At 71.3% G+C, this 23,994-nt stretch carries 20 protein-coding genes; 13 read left to right on the plus strand and 7 right to left on the minus strand.

All coding sequences use genetic code 11. The features are described 5' to 3' along the window. The 3 genes from ACS04_RS06680 to eccE form a co-directional block, all read right to left on the minus strand. On the minus strand, nt 1–461 hold a 461-nt coding region (locus ACS04_RS06680), incomplete at its 3' end, for an SCO5717 family growth-regulating ATPase (RefSeq protein WP_048475593.1). A 223-nt stretch (nt 462–684) separates the two neighbouring features. Then, the gene (locus ACS04_RS06685) at nt 685–1,383 is read right to left on the minus strand and encodes a hypothetical protein (RefSeq protein ID WP_048475594.1); all 699 of its coding nucleotides are present in this window, start codon (nt 1,381–1,383) and stop codon (nt 685–687) included. Further along, complete coding sequence (eccE, locus tag ACS04_RS06690; RefSeq protein WP_048475595.1) at nt 1,380–2,654, minus strand: type VII secretion protein EccE; 1,275 nt, start codon at nt 2,652–2,654, stop codon at nt 1,380–1,382. The genes ACS04_RS06685 and eccE overlap by 4 nt, the downstream gene beginning before the upstream one ends. Nucleotides 2,655–2,959: 305 nt before the next feature. Here eccE and eccB point away from each other — a divergent pair, with 305 nt between their 5' ends. The 4 genes from eccB (at nt 2,960) to ACS04_RS06710 (ending at nt 6,783) form a co-directional block, all read left to right on the plus strand. Beyond that, a complete protein-coding gene (eccB, locus tag ACS04_RS06695; RefSeq protein WP_048475596.1) occupies nt 2,960–4,540 on the plus strand; it encodes a type VII secretion protein EccB in 1,581 nt (526 codons plus the stop codon). An 11-nt stretch (nt 4,541–4,551) separates the two neighbouring features. Further along, nucleotides 4,552–5,862, plus strand: coding sequence for a type VII secretion-associated serine protease mycosin (gene mycP / locus ACS04_RS06700; RefSeq protein WP_245236306.1), 1,311 nt, complete (start codon nt 4,552–4,554; stop codon nt 5,860–5,862). Nucleotides 5,863–6,075: 213 nt separating this feature from the next. Continuing rightward, a complete protein-coding gene (locus ACS04_RS06705) occupies nt 6,076–6,411 on the plus strand; it encodes a WXG100 family type VII secretion target (RefSeq protein WP_030859748.1) in 336 nt (111 codons plus the stop codon). Between the two features lie 63 nt (nt 6,412–6,474). Beyond that, nucleotides 6,475–6,783 carry a WXG100 family type VII secretion target gene (locus tag ACS04_RS06710; RefSeq protein ID WP_030859747.1) on the plus strand — a complete coding sequence of 103 codons (309 nt, stop codon included), beginning with the start codon at nt 6,475–6,477 and terminating at the stop codon, nt 6,781–6,783. Nucleotides 6,784–6,853: 70 nt separating this feature from the next. Here the strand turns inward: ACS04_RS06710 and ACS04_RS06715 are convergent, their stop codons facing one another. Both ACS04_RS06715 and eccCa read right to left on the minus strand, forming a co-directional pair. Then, a complete protein-coding gene (locus ACS04_RS06715; RefSeq protein WP_030161442.1) occupies nt 6,854–7,099 on the minus strand; it encodes a DUF397 domain-containing protein in 246 nt (81 codons plus the stop codon). A gap of 155 nt (nt 7,100–7,254) precedes the next feature. Then, complete coding sequence (gene eccCa / locus ACS04_RS06720; protein ID WP_048475597.1) at nt 7,255–11,220, minus strand: type VII secretion protein EccCa; 3,966 nt, start codon at nt 11,218–11,220, stop codon at nt 7,255–7,257. 218 nt (nt 11,221–11,438) lie between these two features. Here eccCa and eccD point away from each other — a divergent pair, with 218 nt between their 5' ends. From eccD to ACS04_RS06750, 6 genes are all read left to right on the plus strand, one after another. After that, the gene (gene eccD / locus ACS04_RS06725; protein ID WP_048475598.1) at nt 11,439–12,956 is read left to right on the plus strand and encodes a type VII secretion integral membrane protein EccD; all 1,518 of its coding nucleotides are present in this window, start codon (nt 11,439–11,441) and stop codon (nt 12,954–12,956) included. A 173-nt stretch (nt 12,957–13,129) separates the two neighbouring features. Next, nucleotides 13,130–13,417, plus strand: a complete 288-nt coding sequence (gene rpsO / locus ACS04_RS06730; protein ID WP_048475599.1) for a 30S ribosomal protein S15 — start codon at nt 13,130–13,132, stop codon at nt 13,415–13,417. A gap of 312 nt (nt 13,418–13,729) precedes the next feature. Beyond that, nucleotides 13,730–15,952 (plus strand): polyribonucleotide nucleotidyltransferase, encoded by a 2,223-nt coding sequence (locus ACS04_RS06735; protein ID WP_048475600.1) that lies wholly within the window; start codon nt 13,730–13,732, stop codon nt 15,950–15,952. Further along, on the plus strand, nt 15,949–17,328 hold the full coding sequence (locus ACS04_RS06740) for a M16 family metallopeptidase (RefSeq protein ID WP_048475601.1): 1,380 nt from the start codon (nt 15,949–15,951) through the stop codon (nt 17,326–17,328). The genes ACS04_RS06735 and ACS04_RS06740 overlap by 4 nt, the downstream gene beginning before the upstream one ends. 75 nt (nt 17,329–17,403) lie before the next feature. Continuing rightward, nucleotides 17,404–18,159 (plus strand): 4-hydroxy-tetrahydrodipicolinate reductase, encoded by a 756-nt coding sequence (gene dapB / locus ACS04_RS06745; protein WP_048475602.1) that lies wholly within the window; start codon nt 17,404–17,406, stop codon nt 18,157–18,159. 19 nt (nt 18,160–18,178) lie between these two features. Continuing rightward, nucleotides 18,179–18,646: a hypothetical protein gene (locus tag ACS04_RS06750; protein ID WP_048475603.1), complete on the plus strand. Its 468-nt coding sequence runs from the start codon at nt 18,179–18,181 to the stop codon at nt 18,644–18,646. A gap of 109 nt (nt 18,647–18,755) precedes the next feature. On the opposite strand, the gene ACS04_RS06755 is transcribed toward ACS04_RS06750, so the two are convergent. Continuing rightward, nucleotides 18,756–19,322, minus strand: coding sequence for a PH domain-containing protein (locus tag ACS04_RS06755; protein ID WP_048475604.1), 567 nt, complete (start codon nt 19,320–19,322; stop codon nt 18,756–18,758). Nucleotides 19,323–19,369: 47 nt separating this feature from the next. After that, the gene (locus ACS04_RS06760; protein WP_048475605.1) at nt 19,370–19,609 is read right to left on the minus strand and encodes a hypothetical protein; all 240 of its coding nucleotides are present in this window, start codon (nt 19,607–19,609) and stop codon (nt 19,370–19,372) included. Between the two features lie 245 nt (nt 19,610–19,854). Here ACS04_RS06760 and thyX point away from each other — a divergent pair, with 245 nt between their 5' ends. From thyX to ACS04_RS06775, 3 genes are all read left to right on the plus strand, one after another. Then, the gene (thyX, locus tag ACS04_RS06765; protein ID WP_048475606.1) at nt 19,855–20,595 is read left to right on the plus strand and encodes an FAD-dependent thymidylate synthase; all 741 of its coding nucleotides are present in this window, start codon (nt 19,855–19,857) and stop codon (nt 20,593–20,595) included. 248 nt (nt 20,596–20,843) lie between these two features. After that, the gene (gene dapA / locus ACS04_RS06770) at nt 20,844–21,743 is read left to right on the plus strand and encodes a 4-hydroxy-tetrahydrodipicolinate synthase (protein WP_048475607.1); all 900 of its coding nucleotides are present in this window, start codon (nt 20,844–20,846) and stop codon (nt 21,741–21,743) included. 120 nt (nt 21,744–21,863) lie between these two features. Further along, nucleotides 21,864–23,549 (plus strand): ribonuclease J, encoded by a 1,686-nt coding sequence (locus tag ACS04_RS06775; RefSeq protein WP_048475608.1) that lies wholly within the window; start codon nt 21,864–21,866, stop codon nt 23,547–23,549. Nucleotides 23,550–23,994 lie beyond the last annotated feature (445 nt).

Genomic DNA, 23,994 nt, shown 5'->3' on the forward strand with positions numbered 1-23,994 from the left:
TGCTGCTGGTACTGCCCTTCCGATCGGTACGGCTGGTGCTGTCCGTCGGGTGAGTACGACATGTGCGGTTGCTCTCCGGCTGGTGCTGTGAACGGCGCGGGCGGCTCGACGTCGGCCGGAGCCGCGTACGCAGGCGCCGGGGGAGTGTCGGCAGGGGTGCCGAAGGGGGCCGGTGCCGGGAAGGGCGACGGCACGCCCGCGCCGTCCGAGGGGGTGCGCGGGGCCGGCGGGGCGATCCGCATCGTCGGGGGCGAGGCGACGTCCGACGGACGGTGGGGCTCGAAACCGCTGCCCTCGGGGAGCTCCGGTACGGGTGTGGCCGGGGCCGCACCCTGCGTGTACCAGGCCGGCGGGGTGTAGTCGATGGTGAACTCGCCCGTCACCTCGGGCTCCGCGTCGGACTGATCGTCCGTCGGGACGTCCCACGTCCCGCCGCGCCTCTCGTTCCGATCGCCGCTCACTGGTCCTCCTGGTCTGTCGAACACTGGTCCGGCGCCCACCTCCACGCCGCGCCCACGCTCAGCCTAATCGTGCGCGCAGACACCGGTGTCCGCCCCCGTGGGACGGGCCGCGGGCCCGGGCCCCGCGGGCCGGCGCCGCGGCTCCGCCCTTCCCGTCCTGCCTACAGGGTGGCCGTCTCCTGAGCAACCGTCACCGGCTTCGGCCGGCGGGTCCGGCTGCCGCTCAGTCGATGCGCCGGGCCGGGCCCAGGAGCCCGGTTTCGGCCTCCGTGCCCTGGGTCATCACGAACTGGCGGTCCCGGGGCGTGCACCACAGGGTGACCCCGTCGCCCAGCGTCGGCAGCGAGTCCACCGCCGCCCGCGTCAGGTTCATCAGCCGGCCGAGCTGCTCCGCCTCGTCGGGGGAGACCCGCTGGACGCCCACCAGCGAGGAGTTCTGCAGCAGCCGCGGCGCGGTCGGGCTCAGGTACGGCAACAAGGTCAGCACCGACTGCCAGGGTCCCGCCACCACGCGCCCGCGCGGCGGCCGCATCCCGCAGTCCCGGATCACCAGCACCGGACTGCCCGCCGACGCGCCCTGCGGGGGCACCCGTCCGACCTCGTGCAGGGTCACGCACTGCTGCCCGCCGCCCGCGGCCTGGGCCAGCCCCGACCACACCTGCCCGCGACCGGTCTCCACCGCCACGCGCGCCCCCGTGGCCGCCGCGCGCAGCGCGAGCACCTGGGCCGTCCACAGGCCGCCGATCAGCGTCACCTCGTAGGGCGTCGCGCGGTTGACGCCGAGCACCGCCGGGCGCCCCTCGGCGTCCACGCCGATGACCACCCCGTCGTCGCCGACGGGCAGTGCCAGCGCGTCCAGCTCCGCCGCCGGGACCGTGTGCCGTTCCCGGCGCGGGCCGATCAGACCGAAGCCGCCCCTCATCGCGCCCCTCCCAGCGGCAGCGAGGCCAGCAGCCCCGGCACCTGTTCACGGTCGAGCCGGACCAGCCCGGTGCGCACGCCGCGCGCCGTCCGTTCCAGTTCACGGCGGGCCGCCACGAGCTCCTCGTCACTGCGCCCCGTGACCCGTACGTGGCCCGTCAGCGTCACGCTCTGGCGCTCCGCCGGAGCCATCGTCAGGCTGAAGTTCGTCGCCAGCGCCGGCAGCGAGGTCAGCAGCGCCACGAACTGCGGCAGCGAAGCCGCCCCGCTGCCGCCGAGCTGCGGCCAGCGGCCTATCCAGTACGTCGTGTGCCGGCGGTCGTCGCAGCGCCAGGTCCGCGCCGTCTCCTCCGTCCGCCGGCCGGTGCTCGCCGAGCGCCCCGCCTGCGTGATCGCCATCGGGTTCGCGCACGAGGACGTGGCCAGCGCGCCCGTCAGCTCCTGCTCGGTGAGGACGGTGGCCCGGAAACCGGCCCCGGTCAGCCGGCTCGCCAACTGGTCGGCCGCCCGCACCACACAGCGCTGCGCGCCCGCGAGCCCGCCGCCGCGCGCGGTGACCGCCTCGGGGCACAGTTCCGGGTCCAGCTTGAGCGCGATCCAGGTCAGCCGCACCGCCGGGGTGCCCGTGGCGGCCTGGAGCGGCGCGTAGTTGCGGGTGGCCATCGACTGGGCCGGCAGGTGGGGCGCCGGTGCGGGCTGCGTGTGCTGCACCAGCTGCGCCGACTCCAGCCGGATGCCGTCGACTTCGAGGATGTCCCGTACGAGAGCGAGGGGCAGCGGCCGCGCACCGCGGTCGGGCCGCAGCGCGGTGGCGTCCATGTCCACCTGGACGACGGCCGTCAGGAACGTCCCGTCGCCGACCATCCCGACGGGCCGCCGGTCGCGGTCGCTGAACGTGAGGGTCCGCAGCGCCGGATCGGCCTCGACCAGTGGCGCCAGCCCGGGCTCGGTACCCGCGGGGACCGTGAAGGAGGCGGCCCGGCGGCGGCGCGCGCGCAGTTCGAGGGCGCCGCCGAGCCACTCGGGCAGGGAGCGCTGGTGGCGGCGTACGACGGCGAGGACCACCAGGGCGAGCGCCAGGACACCGGCGGGCACCAGCAGCATCGGATCCACGACCCAGGCCACCAGCAGGGCGGCCACGGCGATCTGGAGCAGTACGAGCTGTTGCAATCGGAACGGGCCGAAACGTCCCGGGCTCGACTTCGGATGCGGCGTCACCCCGCCGCGTGCGGATGCGGGTGCACCCGTCTGCGGCTGCGTCGCGGTGGCCATCACGCGCCCACCTCCCCTTTCTCCCCCAGCTACCGCTGGGAGGTGCCCCCGGGGCCGTACCCCGTGAGTGCCGGAGCCGGACGCTGCCCGCCGCATGACCCCGGAATCTCCCCAATCCACCCCAACAAGCCCTGATGCCCCGACGGCCCGTGAATTCGCGCGGTCCGGAAGGCAGGAAGCGGCGGCCTCACCCTACCCGGCCCGATCCCGCCCTCCGCCAAGAGGCATAGTAGGTGCCCGGTCCGACAATCGAGGCCCGGGGACCGTACTCACCGACCGGGCCGTGCGGGGAGAAGCAGGCGGTCATGGCATCACGACGTGATGAACTCAACGCGTACACCTTTGCGAAGCGGCGCACGGTGGCCGCGTTCCTCCAGCCTTCCGCCACGGGCTCCGAGGAAGGCGCGCCGCGGCCGCTGCGCGCGGTCCTGCCCGGGGTGGTGACGGGGGCGCTCGTCCTCGCCGCGTTCGGTGCCTGGGGGATGTTCAAGCCGCAGGCCCCCAAGGGCTGGGACGAGGCCGGTACGAAGGTCATCGTCGGCAAGCAGTCGACGACCCGGTACGTGGTGCTGACGACGAAGGTGAACGGCAAGGACCAGACCCGGCTGCACCCGGTCCTCAACCTCGCCTCGGCCCGACTCCTGCTGGATCCGCAGAAGTTCAAGGTCATCCAGATCGACGACAAGGTGCTGGACGCGGGCAGGCCGCCGCGCGGGCCCATCATCGGCATCCCGTACGCGCCCGACCGGCTTCCGGCCCCGCAGGACGCGGGCAAGGCCAAGCGGTGGGCCGTCTGCCAGGCACCCGGGGGCAACGGCAAGACCGTGCAGACCGCGACCTTCGTCCTCGCCGACCGCGAGGCGGGGCTGATGGACGACGCGCGCAAGCTCGGCGACACCCAGATGCTGTACGTGCAGAGCACCGGCGGGGCCAAGGAGCGCTACCTGGTCGACGCCTCGGGGACGAAGTACAAGTTCCCCGAAGGCGGCGCGGACGCGGGCAAGATGACCAACGCGCTGGTCGGCAGCACCGGCGCCACCCCGCAGCAGGTCACCGAGTCATGGCTGGCCACCCTCAACTCCGGTGAGGACCTGGCCTTCCCGCAACTGCCCGTCCCGGCGGGCACGAAGGCCGACGTCCAGGGCCTGACCACCGCCGACAACAAGGTCGGAATGGTACTGAAGGCACAGACCGGCTCCGGTGCGCAGCACTACGTCGTGCTGCCGGGGAAGGTCGCCCCGGTCTCCGACTTCGTGGCGTGGCTGCTGATCTCGGCGCCCGCGACCGACGGCCTCAACATGCACGGCAAGCCCCACGAGGTGGACCTCCAGTCCCTCAACCCGGACGCCACGGCGTTCAAGGGCGAGGCCAGGTGGCCGCAGAAGAAGTCCGACCGGATCAACATGACGTCCGCCGCCGGGGCCGGTGCCCAGGGCGGCGCCCGCGACACCGTGTGCAACGTGCTGCGCTCGGTCGACGGGCAGGGCGGCCAGACGCTCAGCACGTGGGCCGGCACCGGGTTCCCCATCGACATCACCGCCAGCGGCACCAGCGCGTACGTCACCCCGGGCTCGGGACTGCTCTACACGCAGGTCCAGGGCCGGCAGACCACGGCGGGCGGCGCCCTGTTCCTGGTCACCGACACGGGGCTGCGGTACGCGGTGCAGGCCAACGGGGACAGCGACGCCGAGAAGTCGAAGATCGGCGCCCCCGACCAGCAGAACGGCCAGGCGACCTCGGACGGGCGCCCCGAGGCCAGCCAGGCGCAGATCCGGCTCGGCTACGGGACGGTCACCCCGGCACTGGTGCCCATCGCGTGGTCGGAGTTCCTCTCCAAGGGGCCGCGCCTGGACACCAACTCCGCCCGTCAACCCCAGGGTTCGTGAGGAAGACGCCGATGCCCCAGTCGATGCCCCAGCCGGTGCCCCGGTCGACGCCGAGGCCGAGGGCGGCCTCCCCGTACGCGCGCGGCGCGCTCGTCACCGCCGCCCTCGCCGTCGCCGCCCTGTCCGGTACGGCCGCGGCCGCCGCCGCGGCTCCGCACCCGGGGCCGCCGCGCGTCCCGGCCGCCGCCCCCCTGCACCTCGCGGGCGCCGGCGAGTGCACCTTCCCCATGAAGAAGCAGATCGCCGACCGGCCCTGGGCCCTTCAGCGGCTGCTGCTCGACGCGCTCTGGGCGCGGACCAAGGGCAAGGACAAGAGCGGCAAGCCCGTCCGCGTCGCGGTCATCGACACCGGCGTCGACCGGGCGAACCCGCAGCTCAGCGGGGCCATCGACGTGGGCGCCGGCAAGGACTTCATCGACCCCAAGGGTGACGGCACCACCGATACGGTCGGCCACGGCACCAAGGTCGCCGGGCTGATCGCGGCCCGCCCGCAGCAGGGCACCGGCTTCGTGGGCCTCGCCCCCGAATCCGTGATCATCCCGATCCGTCAGAACGACGGTCAGGGCAAGGGCAACGCCCTCTCGCTCGGCCAGGCGATCGACCACGCGGTGTCCAAGGGCGCGCAGGTGATCAACATCTCCCAGGACACCGACGTCCCCCTGACCGCCGACTCCGATCTGGCCAAGGCCGTCCAGCGGGCCGTCGACGCCAAGGTGGTGGTCGTGGCCTCCGCGGGCAACGACGGCATGACCGGCGAGAAGCGCAAGACCTACCCGGCGGCCTTCCCCGGCGTCCTCGCCGTGGCCTCCTCGGACCGCAACAACGAGCGGGCCGCGTTCTCCCAGCCCGGCGACTTCATCGGGGTCGCCGCGCCCGGCGTGGACATGGTCTCCACCGTCCCCGGCTTCGGCCAGTGCATCGACAACGGCACCAGCTTCTCGGCGCCCTACGTCGCCGGGGTCGCGGCCCTGCTGCGCGCCGAGCACGAGGACTGGACCCCGCAGCAGATCGTCTGGCAGATCCAGGGCACCGCCGAGCGCTCGGTCAACGGCCGTGACGACTACGTCGGTTGGGGCGTGGTCGACCCGGTCCGCGCCGTCAGCCAGGACCACGAGGTCCCCACGGCGCCGGTCCCGGACCCCGGCCCGCCCCCGGCGGCCGCGCCCGAGGCGGCGGCGCTGCGGAGTACCGAGACGGCTCAGGAACGCCAGGAGCGGTTCGGCACGTACGCTCTCGGCATCGCGGGGGTGCTGATCGCGGTCATCGCGGGCACGGCGACGGTGGTGCGCGACGCCCGCAAGCGCCGCGGCCGTTTGCAGTGAACCGTCACAGTTCGTCAACGGTAGCGGCCCACCGGTGTTGGGGCTGTCAGGTGAACTGGCTAGAGTGACACCAGGCTTCACGAATGTGATCGGGGGATCGCGTGAGGTGGAGGGGATTTCCGGCGGTGCGTGGCTCAGACCCGCGCCCGGAAGCTCCCTTCCGCTGCGCAATCCGCCGGTTCTGCCGGCGAATTGAGAAGTGAGGAGCTTCGGATGAGCAATTTCGGACTCGCAGACGATCCGATCGTCCAGGCGAAGAACAAGATCGAGACGACGGCCCGCGCCGTCACCACCCAGTCCCGAGAGCTGGCCGACATCCTCGCCACGGTGAGCGCCGGCTGGACCGGTGTGGGTGCCTCGGGCTTCGTCTCCGCCCAGACGGTCGTCAACGAGGACCACGACGAGATCCGTCGTCTGCTCGGAGTGCTGCACAACGCGGTCGCGCAGACCAAGAACCTCAGCAACGCGCAGGACGACGACGTGCGCGCGGCGTTCAAGACGGTGCAGGCCGGCGCCGGCCAGGGCGGCTCGGGCCTCAACGGCATCTGACCTGCCGCCCAGGTCTCGCGGCGTCACGTCGCTCCCACTCAACTCAGCGTGAAGGAGAACAACATGTCCGGTGACAGCGGGCACACCCGGGTCCGGTACGAGAGCGTCCAGGAGATGGCGAACCGCATCCGCGTCGTCTCCAAGAAGATCATGACGGACCTGGAGGAGATGGACCAGGCCCTCAAGGTCGTCACGGACACCTGGGACGGTGAGGCGCACCAGGCGTACGTCACCCTCCAGGGGAAGTACAAGGGCAAGGCCGACCACATGCACAAGCAGCTGGAGCAGGTCGCCAAGCTCATCGAGCAGGGCAAGGGCGACTACCGCGCCACCGACGTGAAGGCCTCGCGCCTGTTCACCGAGGCCTACTGAGCCCGGCAGGCCACATGCGAAGAGGGGCGCGCCCGGACCGGGCGCGCCCCTCTTCGCCGTGTACGGGACCTCAGCGCGGACCGCGGTCGAGGTCGAACTCCCCGTCCCTGGCCCCGAGTACGAAGGCCTCCCACTCGGCCGCCGTGTAGCGCAGGACGGTGTCCCGGTCGAGCGAGGACCGCATGGCCACCGCGCCCTCGGGCAGTCGCGCGATCTCGACCCGCTCCTCGTCGGGGCTGGACCCCGGAGGGCCCTCCCACTCCACGCCGCTGATGTCGAGCGCGTACAGCTCGTCCTTCTCCTGCTGGGTGCCCATGTGCGGCCCTTCCCTCGGCGGTGCGGTGCTCCCGCGGTCTTCCCACCCGATTATCGACGCTGCCCCGCGGCCGGGGGCGCGTTTCCCGCCGATCACGCGAAAGCGGGGCCCGCTCCCGCGGGCCCCGCTTCCACGTCTGTGCTCCTCGCGCGCTCCTACACGTCCGCCAGGCGGCCCAGCTGGACCAGGGAGGTGCCGCGCTTGCGCGAGGAGAAGTACGCGCGGCCCGGGGGCATCGGGCGGGGACGCACGTTGCCGATCAGGTCTCCCTCGGACGGGTCGCCCGACAGGACCACGCCCTGAGCGCCGAGCTCCTTGAAGCGCTGCATGAACGGCTCGTACATCGAACGCGAGGCGCCCGCCGAGTTGCGCGCGATGATGAAGCGGACACCCGTGTCCCGGGCGAAGGGCAGGTACTCCACCAGCGGGGCCAGCGGATTGCCCTGGCTGGTCGCCACCAGGTCGTAGTCGTCGATCACGATGAACACGTCCGGGCCCGTCCACCAGCTGCGGTCGCGCAGCTGCTGCGGAGTGACGTCGGTCGGCGGCTGCCGGCGCGAGAACACGCCGCCCAGCGCCTCCATGTGCGTCTGCAGCGAGCTCGCCATCGGCGCGTACTCCAGCAGGTGCTCCTCCGGCAGCGCCCCGAGCAGGCTGCGCCGGTAGTCGCCGACGACGAGGCGGGCCTGATCCGGGGTGTAGCGCTCCGCGATCTGCCGGCAGATCAGCCGCAGCAGGTTCGTCTTGCCGGACTCGCTCTCGCCGAACACCAGGAAGAACGGATCGCTCTCGAAGTCGACGAACACCGGCTCCAGGTCCGTCTCGTCGATGCCGATGGCCACCCCGCGGCCGGGCTGGTCCCCGCCCCGGGGCAGCTGCTCCGCGTGCAGCAGCCGCGGCAGCAGCCGTACGCCGGGAGCCGGGGCCCCGGCCCAGTTCTGCTTCACCGCCGACACGAACGCGGCCGTGGCCTGCGACAGCTCCTCCGGGTCGTGCGCTCCGTCGATCCGCGGCAGCGCGCCCAGGAAGTGCAGCTTCTCCGCGACCTGGCCGCGGCCCGGCATCCCCGTCGGCACGTTCGCCGCGACCTTGCGGTCGAACTCGGAGTCCATGACGTCGCCGAGGCGCAGCTCCAGCCGGTTCAGCATCTGGTCCTTGAGCGCGGCCCGCACCTCCATGTACCGCGCCGCGGTGATCACCACGTGGATGCCGTAGCCGAGCCCCCGCGAGGCGATGTCCGTGACCACCGGCTCCAGGCCCTCGTACTCGGTACGGAAGCCGCCCCAGCCGTCGATGACGAGGAACACGTCGCCCCACGGCTCGCCGGGCAGCTCGCCCGCCGCGCGCCGGCGCCGGTACGTGCCGATCGAGTCGATGTTGTTCGAGCGGAAGAACTCCTCGCGGCGGTTGAGGATGCCCCCCACCTCCGCGACCGTGCGCCGCACCCGCTCCGGGTCCAGGCGCGAGGCGATCCCGCCCACGTGCGGCAGCTCGGCGATCGAGGACATGCTGCCGCCGCCGAAGTCCAGCCCGTAGAACTGCACCTCGCGCGGGGTGTGCGTCAGCGCGAACGAGGAGATCAGCGTCCGCATCAGCGTCGACTTGCCCGACTGCGGACCGCCGACCACCATCATGTGGCCCGCCGCGCCCGAGAAGTCCCGGTACAGGACCTCGCGCCGCTGCTCGAACGGCTTGTCGATCAGGCCGAGCGGTACGACGAGCCCGCCGGGCCGCGTGTACCCCTCCGCGTGCAGCCCCCGCTCCGCCGAAGGCGCCAGCGCCGGCAGCAGCTGGTCCAGCGGCGGGGCCTGGTCCAGCGGCGGCAGCCACACCTGGTGCGCCGGCACCCCCTGGCCCTCCAGCCGGCTCACGATCACGTCCAGCACCGTGTCCGCGAGGGCGTCGTCCTCCCGCTGCGACTGCGCCGCCAGGTAGGCCGGGTCCGGGGCCGCGTACACGACCGGCACCGGCGTGGCCGTGAACAGCGCGGGCCGCCGCTCCACCGGGAACAGCCCGACCGACAGGTCCGGACCGCCCGAGCGGTAGGTGCCCGAGACGTACGCCGCCTTGAAGCGCGTCATCTCGTCCGTGCCGAACTTCAGGTAGCCCGAACCCGGCACCGAGGGCAGGTGGTAGGCGTCCGGCACGCCGATCGCGGTCCGCGACTCCGCCGCCGAGAAGGTCCGCAGACCGATCCGGTACGACAGGTACGTGTCCAGCCCGCGCAGCTTGCCCTCCTCCAGGCGCTGCGAGGCCAGCAGCAGGTGCACGCCCAGCGAACGGCCGATGCGGCCGATCTGGATGAACATGTCGATGAAGTCGGGCTTCGCGGTCAGCAGCTCGCTGAACTCGTCGATGACCAGCACCAGCGAGGCCAGCGGCTCCAGCGGGGCACCCGCCGCGCGCGCCTTCTCGTAGTCGTGGATGTTCGCGTAGTTGCCCGCCGAGCGCAGCAGCTCCTGCCGGCGCTGCAGCTCGCCGCGGATCGAGTCGCCCATGCGGTCCACGAGCGTCAGGTCGTCGGCCAGGTTGGTGATGACCGCGGCCACGTGCGGCATCTGCCCCATGCCCGTGAAGGTCGCACCGCCCTTGAAGTCGGCGAGGACGAAGTTCAGCGTCTCCGAGGTGTGCGTGACCGCGAGACCCAGCACCAGCGTGCGCAGCAGCTCCGACTTTCCGGAACCCGTCGCACCCACGCACAGGCCGTGCGGGCCCATGCCCTCCTGCGCCGCCTCCTTCAGGTCCAGCATGACCGGCGCGCCGTCCTCGCCGACGCCGATCGGCACGCGCAGCCGCTCGCCGACCGAGCGCGGCCGCCAGGTCCGCGCCACGTCGATGGAGGCCGCGTCGCCCAGGTTCAGCAGGTCCGTGAAGTCCAGGTTCGCCAGCAGCGGTTCGTCGTCGTCCCCGCCGCCCGTGCGCAGCGGCGCCAGCTGGCGGGCGAGGGCCTCCGCGGCCGGCAGCGACAGCGTGTCCGGTACGCCCTCGTACGCGATGCCCGCGCCCGACTCCAGCCGCAGCCGGCCCGGCCGCACCACGACCGACAGCCCGCCGCGCGGCTCGTCCAGCTCACCCGCGACCACCTCGACGATGGTCACGCCCTGGAGCCCCTCGGCCGCGGCGAACGCCGAGTCGGGCGGCACCAGACCGCCGCGCGAGTTCGCGTCCAGTACGACGACCAGGTGCGGCTGGTCCAGCACCGGGGACACGTCCCGGCTGAACCGCGGCCGCCCCTCCAGCCGCGGCGCCAGCAGCCCCTCCAGCTCGGTCAGGTCATCGCTGAACAGCCGCTTCGTACCGGCCCCGTCGACCTGCCCCGGCACCTGCGTGTGCGGCAGCCACTTCGTCCAGTCCCAGGACGGCACCGCCCCGGGCGCCGCCACCACGGCCACCACCAGGTCCTCGGGGGAGTGCAGCGTCGCCAGCTGCGCCACCAGCGCCCGCGCCGCCCCGCGCGCCGACTCCGGCTCGCCGGACACCGTCACGTGGTAGAACGCCCGCAGCGACACCGCCACCGGCAGTCCGTCCAGCGAGGAGTGCACCTTCAGGAAGCGCTGCATCGCGCCCGCCGTCAACGGCTCCAGCTCGTCCACCGGCGCCGTGTCCGGCGCCACCAGCGGGGTCGCCAGGCGCTGCGCGCCAAGCCCCAGCCGCGCCTGGCCGAAGTCCTCGTCGCCGACGCGCCGCTCCCACAGCCGCGAGCCCTCCGCCACCACCGACCACAACTGCTCCGGCGCCGGGTGCAGATACAGCTGCGCGTCGCGCTGCGCGCGGGCGGTCCTGCGGACCTGACGGCGGGTCTGCGCGAGGTACTTCAGGTAGTCCCGCCGGACGTCGGCCATTTGCCCCTGCGTACCGCGCCGGTGGCGCACCAGCTGGGCCAGGACCATGCCCACCGTGGACACCAGCATCAGCACGCCCATGATGCGCATGAAGGGCGCCGCGCCCGGCATGAAGAAGAAGACGACCGACGAGCCCATGCCGAGCATCGGCAGGAGCTGCATCAGCATGCCCTCCTGCTGCCCGCGCGGAAGCTCCGGCGGAGCCTCCAGTCTCAGCTCGTCCGAAGGGACTTCGGGCGGCAGGGACCGCGGCGGGCGTTTGACGACGATCTGACTCACCGGAGCATCAATCCCTCGAAAACGGACGGGACGTCGCAACCGGCGCCCCCAAGTCCCGGGCGCGAAGGGGCTCTCCCCTGCGCGACGGTGATCCTACTTGCCGACAGTCACTCATACGCCCGGTAGGGTGGCCCGCGCAGCATGCGCATCCGCGAATCCACGGCGAATCCAAGGCGGCGGTGCATGCACCCGCTTCGCCAACCAGGGGGGTCACACAGGTGAGTACGGCCGCAACGACGGGCTTCTGCAGGGTCACCGTCGTGGCTCCCGACAGCCGCATCGACGTCGCCCTCCCCGAGGACATCGCCGTCGCCGACGTCTACCCGGAGCTGCTGCGCCTCACCGGCCAGACCCAGCCCGTCGGCGCCCCCACCGGCTTCCACCTGGTCCGCCGCGACGGCACCGTACTCGACGGCGCCCGCACCCTCGCCGCCCAGCAGGTCCTCGACGGCGAGGTGCTGAGCCTGCGCCCGTTCGCCGACTCGCTGCCGCCCGCCGTCTTCGACGACGTCTCCGACGCCGTCGCCTCCGCCGTCGTGCGCGACCGCCACCGCTGGAGCGACGACATGCTGCGCGGCGCGGGCCTGATCGGCGCCGCCCTGCTGCTCGTCCTGCTCGGCTTCGTCCTCTGGTACGCCGACCCGGTCCGCCACGACATGCACGGCCTGCCCGGCATCATCGCCGGCGCCGCGGGCGTGCTCCTGACCGCCGCCGCCGGCGTCCGCGCCCGGGTCTACCGCGACCGCGGCTCCGCCGTAGCCCTCGGCCTCGGCGCTCTCCCGCACCTGCTGATCGCCGGCTCCGGCATCATCGCCGCCGCGGCCGGCGAGGGACCCGGCAAGCTCCAGTTCCTCCTCGGCTGCGTCTGCGTCCTCGTCGCCTCCGTCGCCCTGGTCGCGCTCACCCCGAACGGGGACGCCCCCTTCGTCGCGGCCACCTTCCTCGCCGCCACCGGGACCCTGGCCACCTTCCTCGCCATCGTCACCGGTGCCTCCGCCACCGCGACCGCGGCCGTCTGCGCCCCCGTCGCCATCGGACTCGTCGCCTTCCTGCCGGGCCTGTCCGCCCGCTTCGCCCGGCTGCCCGTCGGGTACGCCGCCCCGCAGAGCGCCACCGACGAGTACGTCGACCACGCGGGGACCCCCGACCGCTACGAGGCGGAGGCCTACGGCGACCCCTCCGGCGGCGAGCAGCACGACCCGGGCGCCCCCCTCGACGCCGAGGCCATCGCCGCCCAGGCCCGCCGCGGCCACGAGATGCTGCTCGGCCTGGTCGGCGGCTGCGCCGCGGTCGCCGTCGGCTCCGCCGCCGTCCTCGGCTTCTCCGACAACACCTGGGGCCGCCTGCTCGCCCTCGCCACCGGGCTGGCCATGCTCCTGCGCGCCCGGCTCTTCCGCTACACCTCGCAGGTCGTGTGCACCCTGGTCGCCGGCCTGGCCGCCGTCGCCCTGCTGATCCTGGGCCTGGCCCTGCACCCGCCGGCCGACCTGGTCCGCGAGCTCGTCCAGTACCACGACCGCGCCGGCCTGGACCTCCGTACGATCTGGCTCTCCGCGGCCGTCGCCGCCGGCGCCGCGCTCCTCGCGGGAATCGCGCTTGTCATCCCGCGCAAGGGTCTGTCACCCTTCTGGGGACGGCTGCTCGACCTCACCGAGGCGGCAGTACTGCTCAGTCTCGTTCCGCTGGCCCTCGCCGTGCTGGACGTGTACGCCCGGGCCCGCGCTCTCACCAGCTGAGACAGGGCCCTCGCGGCAGCCTGGTACGCTGTGTGACGGCCGTTTGTGTACGCGCCTCCGGACTTCCTCTGGAGGCTGCGCTCAGCGGACCCCGCCTCCCGAGTTACGGAAGATCCCCAGAGAATTCGACCTGGGGCACTCGGTGGCCACGAAGACCCATACGAGGAGTACGCGTGTCGCTCGACGCCGCTACGAAGAAGCAGATCATCGCCGAGTTTGGTGCCAAGGAGGGCGACACCGGCTCCCCCGAGGTCCAGGTCGCCATGCTCTCCAAGCGCATCACGGACCTGACCGAGCACCTCAAGACCCACAAGCACGACCACCACTCCCGTCGTGGTCTGCTGATCCTGGTCGGCCAGCGTCGCCGCCTGCTGCAGTACCTGGCCAAGAAGGACATCCAGCGCTTCCGCGCGCTGGTCGAGCGCCTCGGCATCCGCCGCGGTGCGGCCGGCGTCAAGTAAAGACGCTGTGAAGGGAGCGGTTCCCACACCTCGGGGGCCGCTCCCTTTGCCGTTCGTGCCTCCGCTCTACGTGCGGGACGTACCGGACGCTTTGTAGTCTGGACACGACGTGCACGGCGAAGCACGTGCACAACTGAAGAGGAGGAGCGCCCTCCCAGGCCGCCGGTCCTCGGTAGTGGTACCCGGAAAGCCCCACGGGCACCGAACCGGGTACTTCGATCGAAGACCGGCCCGCACGCAAGGAGCGCTTCTCCGCACCGTCCGCAGCCACACGGGCAGCGGACGGAGACGACGAAAATGGAGAAAACGCTAGTGGAGAACGAGACCCACTACGCCGAGGCCGTCATTGACAACGGTTCCTTCGGCACCCGCACCATCCGCTTCGAGACGGGCCGTCTGGCCCGCCAGGCCGCCGGCTCCGCCGTTGCCTACCTGGACGACGACACGATGGTGCTTTCCGCCACCACCGCGTCGAAGAAGCCCAAGGACCAGCTCGACTTCTTCCCCCTGACGGTGGACGTCGAGGAGCGCCAGTACGCGGCCGGCAAGATCCCCGGATCCTTCTTCCGCCGCGAGGGCCGCCCCTCCGAGGACGCGATCCTCACCTGCCGCCTGATCGACCGCCCGCTGCGCCCGTCCTTCAAGAAGGGCCTGCGCAACGAGATCCAGGTCGTCGCCACCGTCATGGCGCTCAACCCGGACCACCTGTACGACGTCATCGCGATCAACGCCGCGTCCGCGTCCACGCAGCTGGCCGGCCTGCCCTTCTCCGGCCCGATCGGCGGCGTCCGCGTCGCGCTGATCCGCGGCCAGTGGGTGGCCTTCCCGACGCACACCGAGCTCGAGGACGCCGTCTTCGACATGGTCGTCGCGGGCCGCGTCCTGGAGGACGGCGACGTCGCGATCATGATGGTCGAGGCCGAGGCCACCGAGAAGACCATCGCCCTGGTCAAGGGCGGCGCCGAGGCGCCGACCGAGGAGATCGTGGCCGCCGGCCTCGACGCCTCGAAGCCCTTCATCAAGGCCCTCTGCAAGGCCCAGGCGGACCTGGCGGCCAAGGCCGCCAAGCCCGAGGGCGAGTTCCCGGTCTTCCTGGACTACCAGGACGACGTGTACGAGGCCCTCGCGGCCGCCGTCAAGGGCGACCTCGCCAAGGCGCTGACCATCGCGGGCAAGCAGGACCGCGAGGCCGAGCTCGACCGCGTCAAGGACATCGCCGCCGAGAAGCTCCTCCCGGCGTTCGAGGGCCGCGAGAAGGAGATCTCCGCCGCCTACCGCAGCCTGACCAAGGCCCTGGTGCGCGAGCGCGTCATCAAGGACAAGGTCCGCATCGACGGCCGCGGGATCACGGACATCCGTACCCTCGCCGCCGAGGTCGAGGCCATCCCGCGCGTGCACGGCTCGGCGCTGTTCGAGCGTGGCGAGACCCAGATCCTGGGCGTCACCACCCTCAACATGCTCCGCATGGAGCAGCAGCTGGACACCCTCTCCCCGGTGACCCGCAAGCGCTACATGCACAACTACAACTTCCCGCCGTACTCCGTCGGTGAGACCGGCCGCGTGGGCTCGCCCAAGCGCCGCGAGATCGGCCACGGCGCGCTCGCCGAGCGCGCGATCGTGCCGGTCCTCCCGACCCGCGAGGAGTTCCCGTACGCGATCCGCCAGGTGTCCGAGGCCCTCGGCTCCAACGGTTCGACGTCCATGGGGTCGGTCTGCGCCTCCACCATGTCGCTGCTGAACGCCGGTGTGCCGCTCAAGGCCCCCGTCGCCGGTATCGCCATGGGCCTGATCTCCCAGGAGATCGACGGCAAGACCCACTACGTCGCCCTCACCGACATCCTCGGTGCGGAGGACGCCTTCGGCGACATGGACTTCAAGGTCGCCGGCACCAAGGAGTTCGTGACCGCGCTCCAGCTGGACACCAAGCTGGACGGCATCCCGGCCTCCGTCCTGGCCGCGGCCCTCAAGCAGGCCCGCGACGCGCGCCTCCACATCCTCGACGTGATGATGGAAGCGATCGACACGCCGGACGAGATGTCCCCGAACGCCCCGCGGATCATCACCGTCAAGATCCCGGTGGACAAGATCGGTGAGGTCATCGGCCCCAAGGGCAAGATGATCAACCAGATCCAGGAGGACACCGGCGCCGAGATCACGATCGAGGACGACGGCACCATCTACATCGGTGCCGCCGACGGCCCGGCCGCCGAGGCCGCCCGCGCCACGATCAACGGCATCGCCAACCCGACCATGCCGGAGGTCGGCGAGCGCTACCTGGGTACGGTCGTCAAGACCACCACCTTCGGTGCCTTCGTCTCCCTGCTCCCGGGCAAGGACGGCCTGCTGCACATCTCGCAGATCCGCAAGCTCGCCGGTGGCAAGCGCGTGGAGAACGTCGAGGACGTGCTCGCGGTCGGTACCAAGGTCCAGGTGGAGATCGCCGAGATCGACCAGCGCGGCAAGCTCTCCCTGATCCCCGTGATCGACGGCGAGGCCGCCGGTGACGACGCTGACAAGGACGACTCCGACAAGTGACGTCGCGTAGTTCCCGTGTGACGGCCCGCCCCTCTTCGGAGGGGCGGGCCGTCGCCCGTACCCAAACCCTCCTCAAGGGGCAGAACGGCATCGGCACCGTCCGGCGCACCGTCCTCCCCGGCGGACTGCGCATCGTCACGGAGACGCTGCCCTCGGTCCGCTCCGCCACCTTCGGCATCTGGGCGCACGTGGGCTCCCGGGACGAGACGCCCACGCTCAACGGTGCCACGCACTACCTGGAACACCTCCTCTTCAAGGGCACCCACCAGCGCAGCGCCCTCGACATCTCCTCCGCGATCGACGCGGTCGGCGGCGAGATGAACGCCTTCACGGCGAAGGAGTACACCTGCTACTACGCGCGGGTGCTCGACACCGACCTGCCGCTGGCGATCGACGTCGTCTGCGACATGCTCACCGGCTCGCTCATCCGCCAGGAGGACGTCGACGCCGAGCGCGGGGTCATCCTCGAAGAGATCGCGATGACCGAGGACGACCCGGGCGACTGCGTACACGACCTGTTCGCGCAGACCATGTACGGGGACACCCCCCTCGGCCGCCCGGTCCTCGGCACCGTCGACACGATCAACGCCCTCGGCGCCGACCGGATCCGCCGGTTCTACAAGAAGCACTACGACCCCCGCCACCTGGTCGTGGCCGCGGCCGGCAACGTCGACCACGACAAGGTCGTGCGCCAGGTCCGCGCGGCCTTCGAGAAGGCCGGCTCCCTCGCGAACACCGACGCCGAGCCGATCGGCCCGCGCACCGGCAGCAAGCGGATCCGCACCTCCGGCCGCGTCGAGCTGATCGGCCGCAAGACCGAGCAGGCCCACGTGGTCCTCGGCATGCCCGGTCTCGCCCGCACCGACGAGCGCCGCTGGGCGCTCGGCGTGCTGAACACCGCCCTCGGCGGAGGCATGTCCTCCCGCCTCTTCCAGGAGGTCCGCGAGAAGCGCGGCCTGGCCTACAGCGTGTACTCGTACACCTCGGGCTTCGCCGACACCGGGCTCTTCGGCGTGTACGCGGGCTGCCGCCCCAACCAGGTCCACGACGTACTGCGGATCTGCCGCGGTGAGCTCGACAAGGTCGTCTCCGAGGGACTCACCGACGAGGAGATCAAGCGGGCCATCGGCCAACTGTCGGGCTCCACCGTCCTCGGCCTGGAGGACACCGGCGCGATCATGAACCGCATCGGCAAGAGCGAGCTCTGCTGGGGCGACCAGATGTCCGTCGACGACATGCTGGCCAAGATCGCGTCCGTCACCCCGGACGACGTACGCGCCGTCGCCGCCGACGTACTGGCCCAGCGGCCGTCGCTCGCGGTGATCGGCCCGCTGAAGGAGAAGCAGGCCGCCCGCCTCGGCGAAGCGGTGGCCTGAGACCCTGACACCCCGGGGCCGGGCACAGGCCGCCGCCGGCCGGTGCCCGGCCCGTACGACAGGAAGCGAAGAAGCATGAGCAGCAAGCTGCGGGTAGCGGTTCTCGGCGCCCAGGGGCGCATCGGCTCCGAAGCGGTCAAGGCCGTCGAGGCCGCCGAGGACATGGAGCTGGTGGCCGCCCTCGGGCGCGGCGACAAACTGGAGACGCTGGCCGAGGCCGGCGCCCAGGTCGCGGTCGAGCTCACCACCCCCGCGTCGGTCATGAGGAACCTCGACTTCCTCATCGGCCACGGCATCCACGCGGTCGTCGGCACCACCGGCTGGAACGAGGAGCGCCTCGCCCAGCTGGACACCTGGCTGGCCGGCTCCCCGCAGACCGGTGTGCTCATCGCCCCGAACTTCTCCATCGGCGCCGTGCTGACGATGAAGTTCGCCGCCCAGGCCGCCCGCTACTTCGAGTCCGTCGAGGTCGTCGAGCTCCACCACCCCCACAAGGTCGACGCCCCCTCCGGCACCGCCACCCGCACGGCCCAGCTCATCGCGGCCGCCCGCGCCGAGGCCGGCTGCGCCCCGCAGCCCGACGCCACCGCCACCGCCCTCGACGGGGCGCGCGGCGCGAACGTCGACGGGGTCCCCGTGCACGCCATCCGCCTGCGCGGCCTGCTGGCCCACCAGGAGGTGCTCCTCGGCGGCGAGGGCGAAACCCTGACGATCCGTCACGACTCCCTGCACCACAGCAGCTTCATGCCGGGCATCCTGCTCGGCGCGCGCCGCGTCGTGCAGCACCCGGGCCTCACGTTCGGCCTGGAAAACTTCCTCGACCTCGGCTGATGAGCAGGCAGTAGTACCCATGCGCGCGAAGATCACTTACTTCCTCACGGCCGCCGTCCTGGTCGTCTACTTCGTCCTGGTCGGCAGCCGGGGCCTGCTGCTGATCCGGCAGGGCACCGCACTGACCGTCGTCTTCGGCGCCGCGGTGCTGATCCTGCCGGTCATCGGCGTCTGGTTCCTCTGGAAGAACACGCAGTTCGTGACCAGGGCCAACCAGCTCGCCACCGAGCTGGAGGCCGAGGGCGGGCTGCCCGTCGACGAGCTGGAGCGGGACCGGTACGGCCGGATCCTGCGCGACTCCGCCGACGAGGTCTTCGCGCGCCGCAAGGCCGAGACGGAGGACGCGCCGGGGGACTGGCGCAGCTGGTTCCGCCTCGCCGTGGCCTACCACGACGCCCGGGACACGCCGCGGGCCCGCAAGGCCATGCAGCGCGCCATCGCCCTGCACGGAGGCGCGCGCCGCCAGGCGGCCGGCCAGGGCTCCTGAGCCGGCGGAGGGACCCGGAAACCGGCGCAGAGACCCCGAAACCCCGGAAGCCCGCACGGGCCGCGTGAGCGGATCCGTACGGGCTTCCGGGACCTTCGGGGCGCCGGCGTCAGGCGGGCACGGCCTGGTACTCCTCGGCCCAGGCCTCGACCGTGTCGGCGGCCCGGTCGAAGGCCTCGCCGCGCGAGAGGAAATCGGCGTTGTGGTCGGTCAGCAGCACCGGCAGCTCCGCGCCGCCGCGCCCGGCCGCCTTCAGGGCCTGGCCCTGGACGGTCCGCGGCAGCCCCAGCCAGCGCACCGGCTGCTGGACCGTGCGGATCTCGGTGATCTCGTCCCAGGCGATCGAGCGGGTCCGGAGGAAGGACACCCGGCGCAGCCCCGAGGGGCTCACCCAGACGCCCGTCCGCAGGATCCGCAGCGCCGAACCGATCACGCCGAGCGCGGCGGCCAGGCAGACGAGGGCGCCGGTCCAGGTGCCGGCGAACGCGATGATCATCGTGGCGAACAACATGAACGCGGCCAGCAGCAGGAGTACGGCGGCGCCGGCCACCCGCCAGGGCCCCGGCCGGTACGGACGGCGCCAGCGGTCGGGATCGGCATGGGCGAGGACGTCGTCGCCCGCGCCGTCTTCGTGCGCGTCCAACGCGCGGTCGGCCGTCAGGAAGGGCAGGGGCACGGCTGTACCTCACTCACATGCACGTTCGGTTGGGCTTGACCGTGAGGCTACCGTCCCTCGGAGGCCTGTGACTGCTGCGACTTGGCGGGCGCCTGGTGGGGCTGGAGCGCCGGCAGGCCGAAGAGCAGGGAGCCGACGAGCCCGGCCACCACGGTCAGCCCGACCAGACTACGGGCGGCCATCTGGGCCGTGCCCAGACGCTCGCGCGGCGGTGGAGTGACATTGCTGCGGAAGCGGTCGGCCTCGGCGACGAAGGCGAACGGGACGGGCTCGCTCCGGCGGAACATAGAGCGACTCTCCTCACGGTCAGGGCCCGGGGGCGGCGGTGACGGGTACGTGTGTCCTGCACTGGGAAAGACGTACGAACCGCCCCATCGGTGCCGGAATTCGGGACATTGACCAAATTTTCTGGCCGGGCGTCAGCTGAAGGGGTGAGCGATCCGCCGTCCGTGACGGCGGGAGAGCCGCACGGGGAGCCGCCGGCTTCGCCGTAGAGTGGGCGCGCCCCAAGAGATCGTTCGGAAGGACCCCGGTGAGCGAGAACGCCGCTTCAGACCTGAAACCCAGCTTCCGCAGTGATGTGACGGTGGAGTTGGTGAAGCACTCCGCCGCCGACTCCGACGTACTGTGGGCCGCCCGTGTCTCCACGGCCGGCGAGCAGTCGCTGGAAGAGCTCCAGAAGGACCCGGAGCGCTCCAAGGGCCTCATCAACTACCTGATGCGCGACCGCCACGGCAGCCCGTTCGAGCACAACTCGATGACCTTCTTCGTCAGCGCCCCGATCTTCGTCTTCCGTGAGTTCATGCGGCACCGCGTCGGCTGGTCGTACAACGAGGAATCGGGCCGCTACAGGGAGCTGGAGCCGGTCTTCTACGTCCCGGACGCCGAGCGGAAGCTGGTCCAGGAGGGCCGCCCGGGCAAGTACGTCTTCGTCGAGGGCACCGCGGCCCAGCAGGAGCTGACGGGCCGGGTCATGGAGGACTCGTACCGTCAGGCCTACGAGGCCTACCAGGAGATGCTGGCGGCGGGCGTGGCCCGCGAGGTTGCCCGTTCGGTCCTGCCGGTCGGACTTTTCTCCTCGATGTACGCCACCTGCAACGCGCGCTCGCTCATGCACTTCCTCGGCCTGCGCACGCAGCACGAGCTCGCGACCACCCCGTCCTTCCCGCAGCGGGAGATCGAGATGGTCGGCGAGAAGATGGAGCGGCACTGGGCCTCGCTCATGCCGCTCACGTACGCCGCGTACAACGCCAACGGCAGGGTCGCCCCGTAAGGGCCGGTACGACTCGATGGGGACGGATGAGCCCGTGGCGTACAGATGTGCAGAGTCAAGTCCGAAGTGTCCGTATTGCCACGTTTCGTAAAGTTCATCTAGGCTGATCAAACGGACCCGGCACTGCTTGAACCCCCGAGCAGGCAGTGCCGGGATCCAACAACCTCCCGGGCCCGTGCCGGGAGCCACACCCTCTTGACGTCCCCCGAGGGGACAACGTGAGCATGGCAGCGAGTAGCGTGTTACCCATGGCTCCGATCTCGACTCCGCAGACCCCCTTCGGGCGGGTCCTCACCGCCATGATCACGCCGTTCACGGCGGATGGCGCACTCGACCTCGACGGCGCGCAGCGGCTCGCCGTCCACCTGGTGGACGCAGGCAACGACGGCCTGGTCGTCAACGGGACCACCGGTGAGTCCCCCACCACCACCGACGCGGAGAAAAACGACCTCGTACGAGCCGTCCTGGAAGCCGTCGGCGACCGGGCCCACGTCGTCGCCGGCATCGGCACCAACGACACCCGGCACACCCTTGAGCTCGCCCGCCAGGCCGAGCGCACCGGCGCCCACGGCCTGCTCGCGGTGACCCCGTACTACAGCAAGCCGCCGCAGGAGGGCCTCTACCGGCACTTCACGGCGATCGCCGACGCCACCGAGCTCCCGGTGATGCTCTACGACATCCCCGGCCGCAGCGGCGTCCCGATCGACACCGAAACCCTGGTGCGGCTCGCCGAGCACCCCCGGATCGTGGCCAACAAGGACGCCAAGGGCGACCTCGGCCGCGCCAGCTGGGCCATCGCGCAGAGCGGGCTCGCCTGGTACTCCGGTGACGACATGCTGAACCTGCCGCTGCTGTCCGTCGGCGCCGTCGGGTTCGTCTCCGTGGTCGGCCACGTCGTCAGCCCCGAGCTCCGCGCGATGCTCGAAGCCCACCTGGGCGGCGACGTCCAGAAGGCCACCGAGATCCACCAGAAGCTGCTGCCCGTCTTCACCGGAATGTTCCGCACCCAGGGTGTGATCACCACCAAGGGCGCACTGAACCTCCAGGGCCTGCCCGCGGGCCCGCTCCGCCTCCCGCTGGTCGACCTGACGGCCGAAGAGACGGCCCGGCTCAAGCTCGATCTCGCCGCCGGCGGGGTACAGCTCTGACAACGGACTTCACAACTGAATAAGCAGGACGAACACAACAGACGAATGCAAGCGCACGAATGACATGCACACCACGCGCCTTACGACGAGGCGCCTGGCGTGTGTGGTGAGGAGATACTTTTGAGCCATCCGCACCCTGAACTCGGTCCGCCGCCGAAGCTGCCGAAGGGCGGCCTCCGAGTCACCCCGCTGGGCGGTCTCGGCGAGATCGGCCGCAACATGACCGTCTTCGAGTTCGACGGCCGCCTTCTGATCGTCGACTGCGGCGTTCTCTTCCCCGAGGAGGAGCAGCCGGGCATCGACCTGATCCTGCCGGACTTCTCGTCCATCCGGGACCGGCTCGACGACGTCGAGGGCATCGTCCTGACGCACGGCCACGAGGACCACATCGGCGCCGTCCCGTACCTCCTCCGGGAGAAGCCGGACATCCCGCTGATCGGCTCCAAGCTGACGCTGGCCCTCATCGAGGCCAAGCTCCAGGAGCACCGCATCCGCCCCTACACCCTTGAGGTGAAGGAAGGCGAGCGCGAGAACCTCGGCCCCTTCGACTGCGAGTTCATCGCGGTCAACCACTCCATCCCGGACGCCCTCGCGGTGGCCATCCGCACGGGCGCGGGCATGGTCGTCGCCACCGGCGACTTCAAGATGGACCAGCTGCCGCTGGACAACCGCCTCACCGACCTGCACGCCTTCGCGCGTCTGAGCGAAGAGGGCATCGACCTCCTCCTCTCGGACTCGACGAACGCCGAGGTCCCGGGGTTCGTCCCGCCGGAGCGCGACATCTCCAACGCCATCCGCGGCGTCTTCGCGGGTGCCCAGAAGCGGATCATCGTGGCGTCCTTCGCCAGCCACGTGCACCGCATCCAGCAGATCCTCGACGCCGCCCACGAGTACGGCCGCCGGGTCGCCTTCGTCGGCCGCTCGATGGTCCGCAACATGGGCATCGCCCGCGACCTGGGCTACCTGCGCGTCCCGGCCGGCCTCGTCGTCGACGTCAAGACCCTCGACGACCTGCCGGACGACGAGGTCGTGCTGGTCTGCACGGGCTCCCAGGGCGAGCCGATGGCGGCCCTGTCCCGCATGGCCAACCGCGACCACCAGATCCGGATCGTCCCCGGCGACACCGTGATCCTGGCGTCGTCGCTGATCCCGGGCAATGAGAACGCGGTCTACCGCGTGATCAACGGCCTGACCCGCTGGGGCGCCAACGTCGTGCACAAGGGCAACGCCAAGGTGCACGTCTCCGGCCACGCCTCCGCCGGCGAGCTGCTGTACTTCTACAACATCTGCAAGCCGCGGAACCTCATGCCGGTCCACGGCGAATGGCGCCACCTGCGCGCCAACGCCGAGCTCGGTGCCATGACGGGCGTCCCGAAGGACCGCATCGTCATCGCCGAGGACGGCGTGGTCGTCGACCTGATCGACGGCAAGGCCCGGATCTCCGGCAAGGTCCAGGCGGGGTACGTGTACGTGGACGGCCTGTCGGTCGGCGACGTCACCGAGTCCTCGCTGAAGGACCGCCGGATCCTCGGCGAAGAGGGCATCATCTCGGTCTACGTCGTGGTGGACAGCACCACCGGCAAGGTCGTCAGCGGCCCGAACATCCAGGCCCGCGGCTCCGGCATCGAGGACTCGGCTTTCACGTCGGTCCTGCCGAAGATCGAGGAAGCCATCGCCCGCGCCGCCGCCGACGGCGTCGCGGAGCCGCACCAGATCCAGCAGCTCATCCGCCGGACCATGGGCAAGTGGGTCTCGGACGGCTACCGCCGCCGCCCGATGATCCTGCCGGTCGTCGTCGAGGTCTGAGCCTCGCCGTAGCGCCGTGACCGGAGCGGGGCAACCGGATTTGCATCCGGGGGCCCCGCTCCAGTACGTTTACGTCTCCACCTCGCACAACACCCGGGCACACACGTGTGCCTGTACGTGTCATGCGCGAGCGGGTGGGATTCAAGGCCTAGGGAAACCTGATAACGTCTGATCCGCCCGAAAGGGAAAGGCCCTCCAACGGCCACCGAATGCAATTCCACTCCGGAAACGGAGCGGAAAGGATCTGGTAAGGTTGGAACCGCTGGAAAGGGAAAGCGCGAAAGCGAAGAACCTGGAAAGCAGGCGGGACTGACTCTGATAGAGTCGGAAACGCAAGAACGAAAGCCCGGAGGAAAACCCGAGAGGGTGAGTACGAAGGAAGCGTCCGTTCCTTGAGAACTCAACAGCGTGCCAAAAATCAACGCCAGAAGTTGATACCCCGTCC

This window comes from Streptomyces roseus (assembly GCF_001044425.1).
GTDB classification, from domain to species: domain Bacteria; phylum Actinomycetota; class Actinomycetes; order Streptomycetales; family Streptomycetaceae; genus Streptomyces; species Streptomyces roseus.

Bases quoted from the DNA above. Each gene is read 5' to 3' on its own strand.
- dapA (WP_048475607.1), top strand. From the start codon at position 20,844: ATGGCTCCGATCTCGACTCCGCAGACCCCCTTCGGGCGGGTCCTCACC.
- ACS04_RS06715 (WP_030161442.1), bottom strand. From the start codon at position 7,099: ATGGGCACCCAGCAGGAGAAGGACGAGCTGTACGCGCTCGACATCAGC.
- eccE (WP_048475595.1), bottom strand. From the start codon at position 2,654: ATGGCCACCGCGACGCAGCCGCAGACGGGTGCACCCGCATCCGCACGC.
- mycP (WP_245236306.1), top strand. From the start codon at position 4,552: ATGCCCCAGTCGATGCCCCAGCCGGTGCCCCGGTCGACGCCGAGGCCG.
- eccB (WP_048475596.1), top strand. From the start codon at position 2,960: ATGGCATCACGACGTGATGAACTCAACGCGTACACCTTTGCGAAGCGG.
- ACS04_RS06710 (WP_030859747.1), top strand. From the start codon at position 6,475: ATGTCCGGTGACAGCGGGCACACCCGGGTCCGGTACGAGAGCGTCCAG.
- ACS04_RS06750 (WP_048475603.1), top strand. From the start codon at position 18,179: ATGCGCGCGAAGATCACTTACTTCCTCACGGCCGCCGTCCTGGTCGTC.
- ACS04_RS06760 (WP_048475605.1), bottom strand. From the start codon at position 19,609: ATGTTCCGCCGGAGCGAGCCCGTCCCGTTCGCCTTCGTCGCCGAGGCC.
- dapB (WP_048475602.1), top strand. From the start codon at position 17,404: ATGAGCAGCAAGCTGCGGGTAGCGGTTCTCGGCGCCCAGGGGCGCATC.
- ACS04_RS06685 (WP_048475594.1), bottom strand. From the start codon at position 1,383: ATGAGGGGCGGCTTCGGTCTGATCGGCCCGCGCCGGGAACGGCACACG.
- ACS04_RS06705 (WP_030859748.1), top strand. From the start codon at position 6,076: ATGAGCAATTTCGGACTCGCAGACGATCCGATCGTCCAGGCGAAGAAC.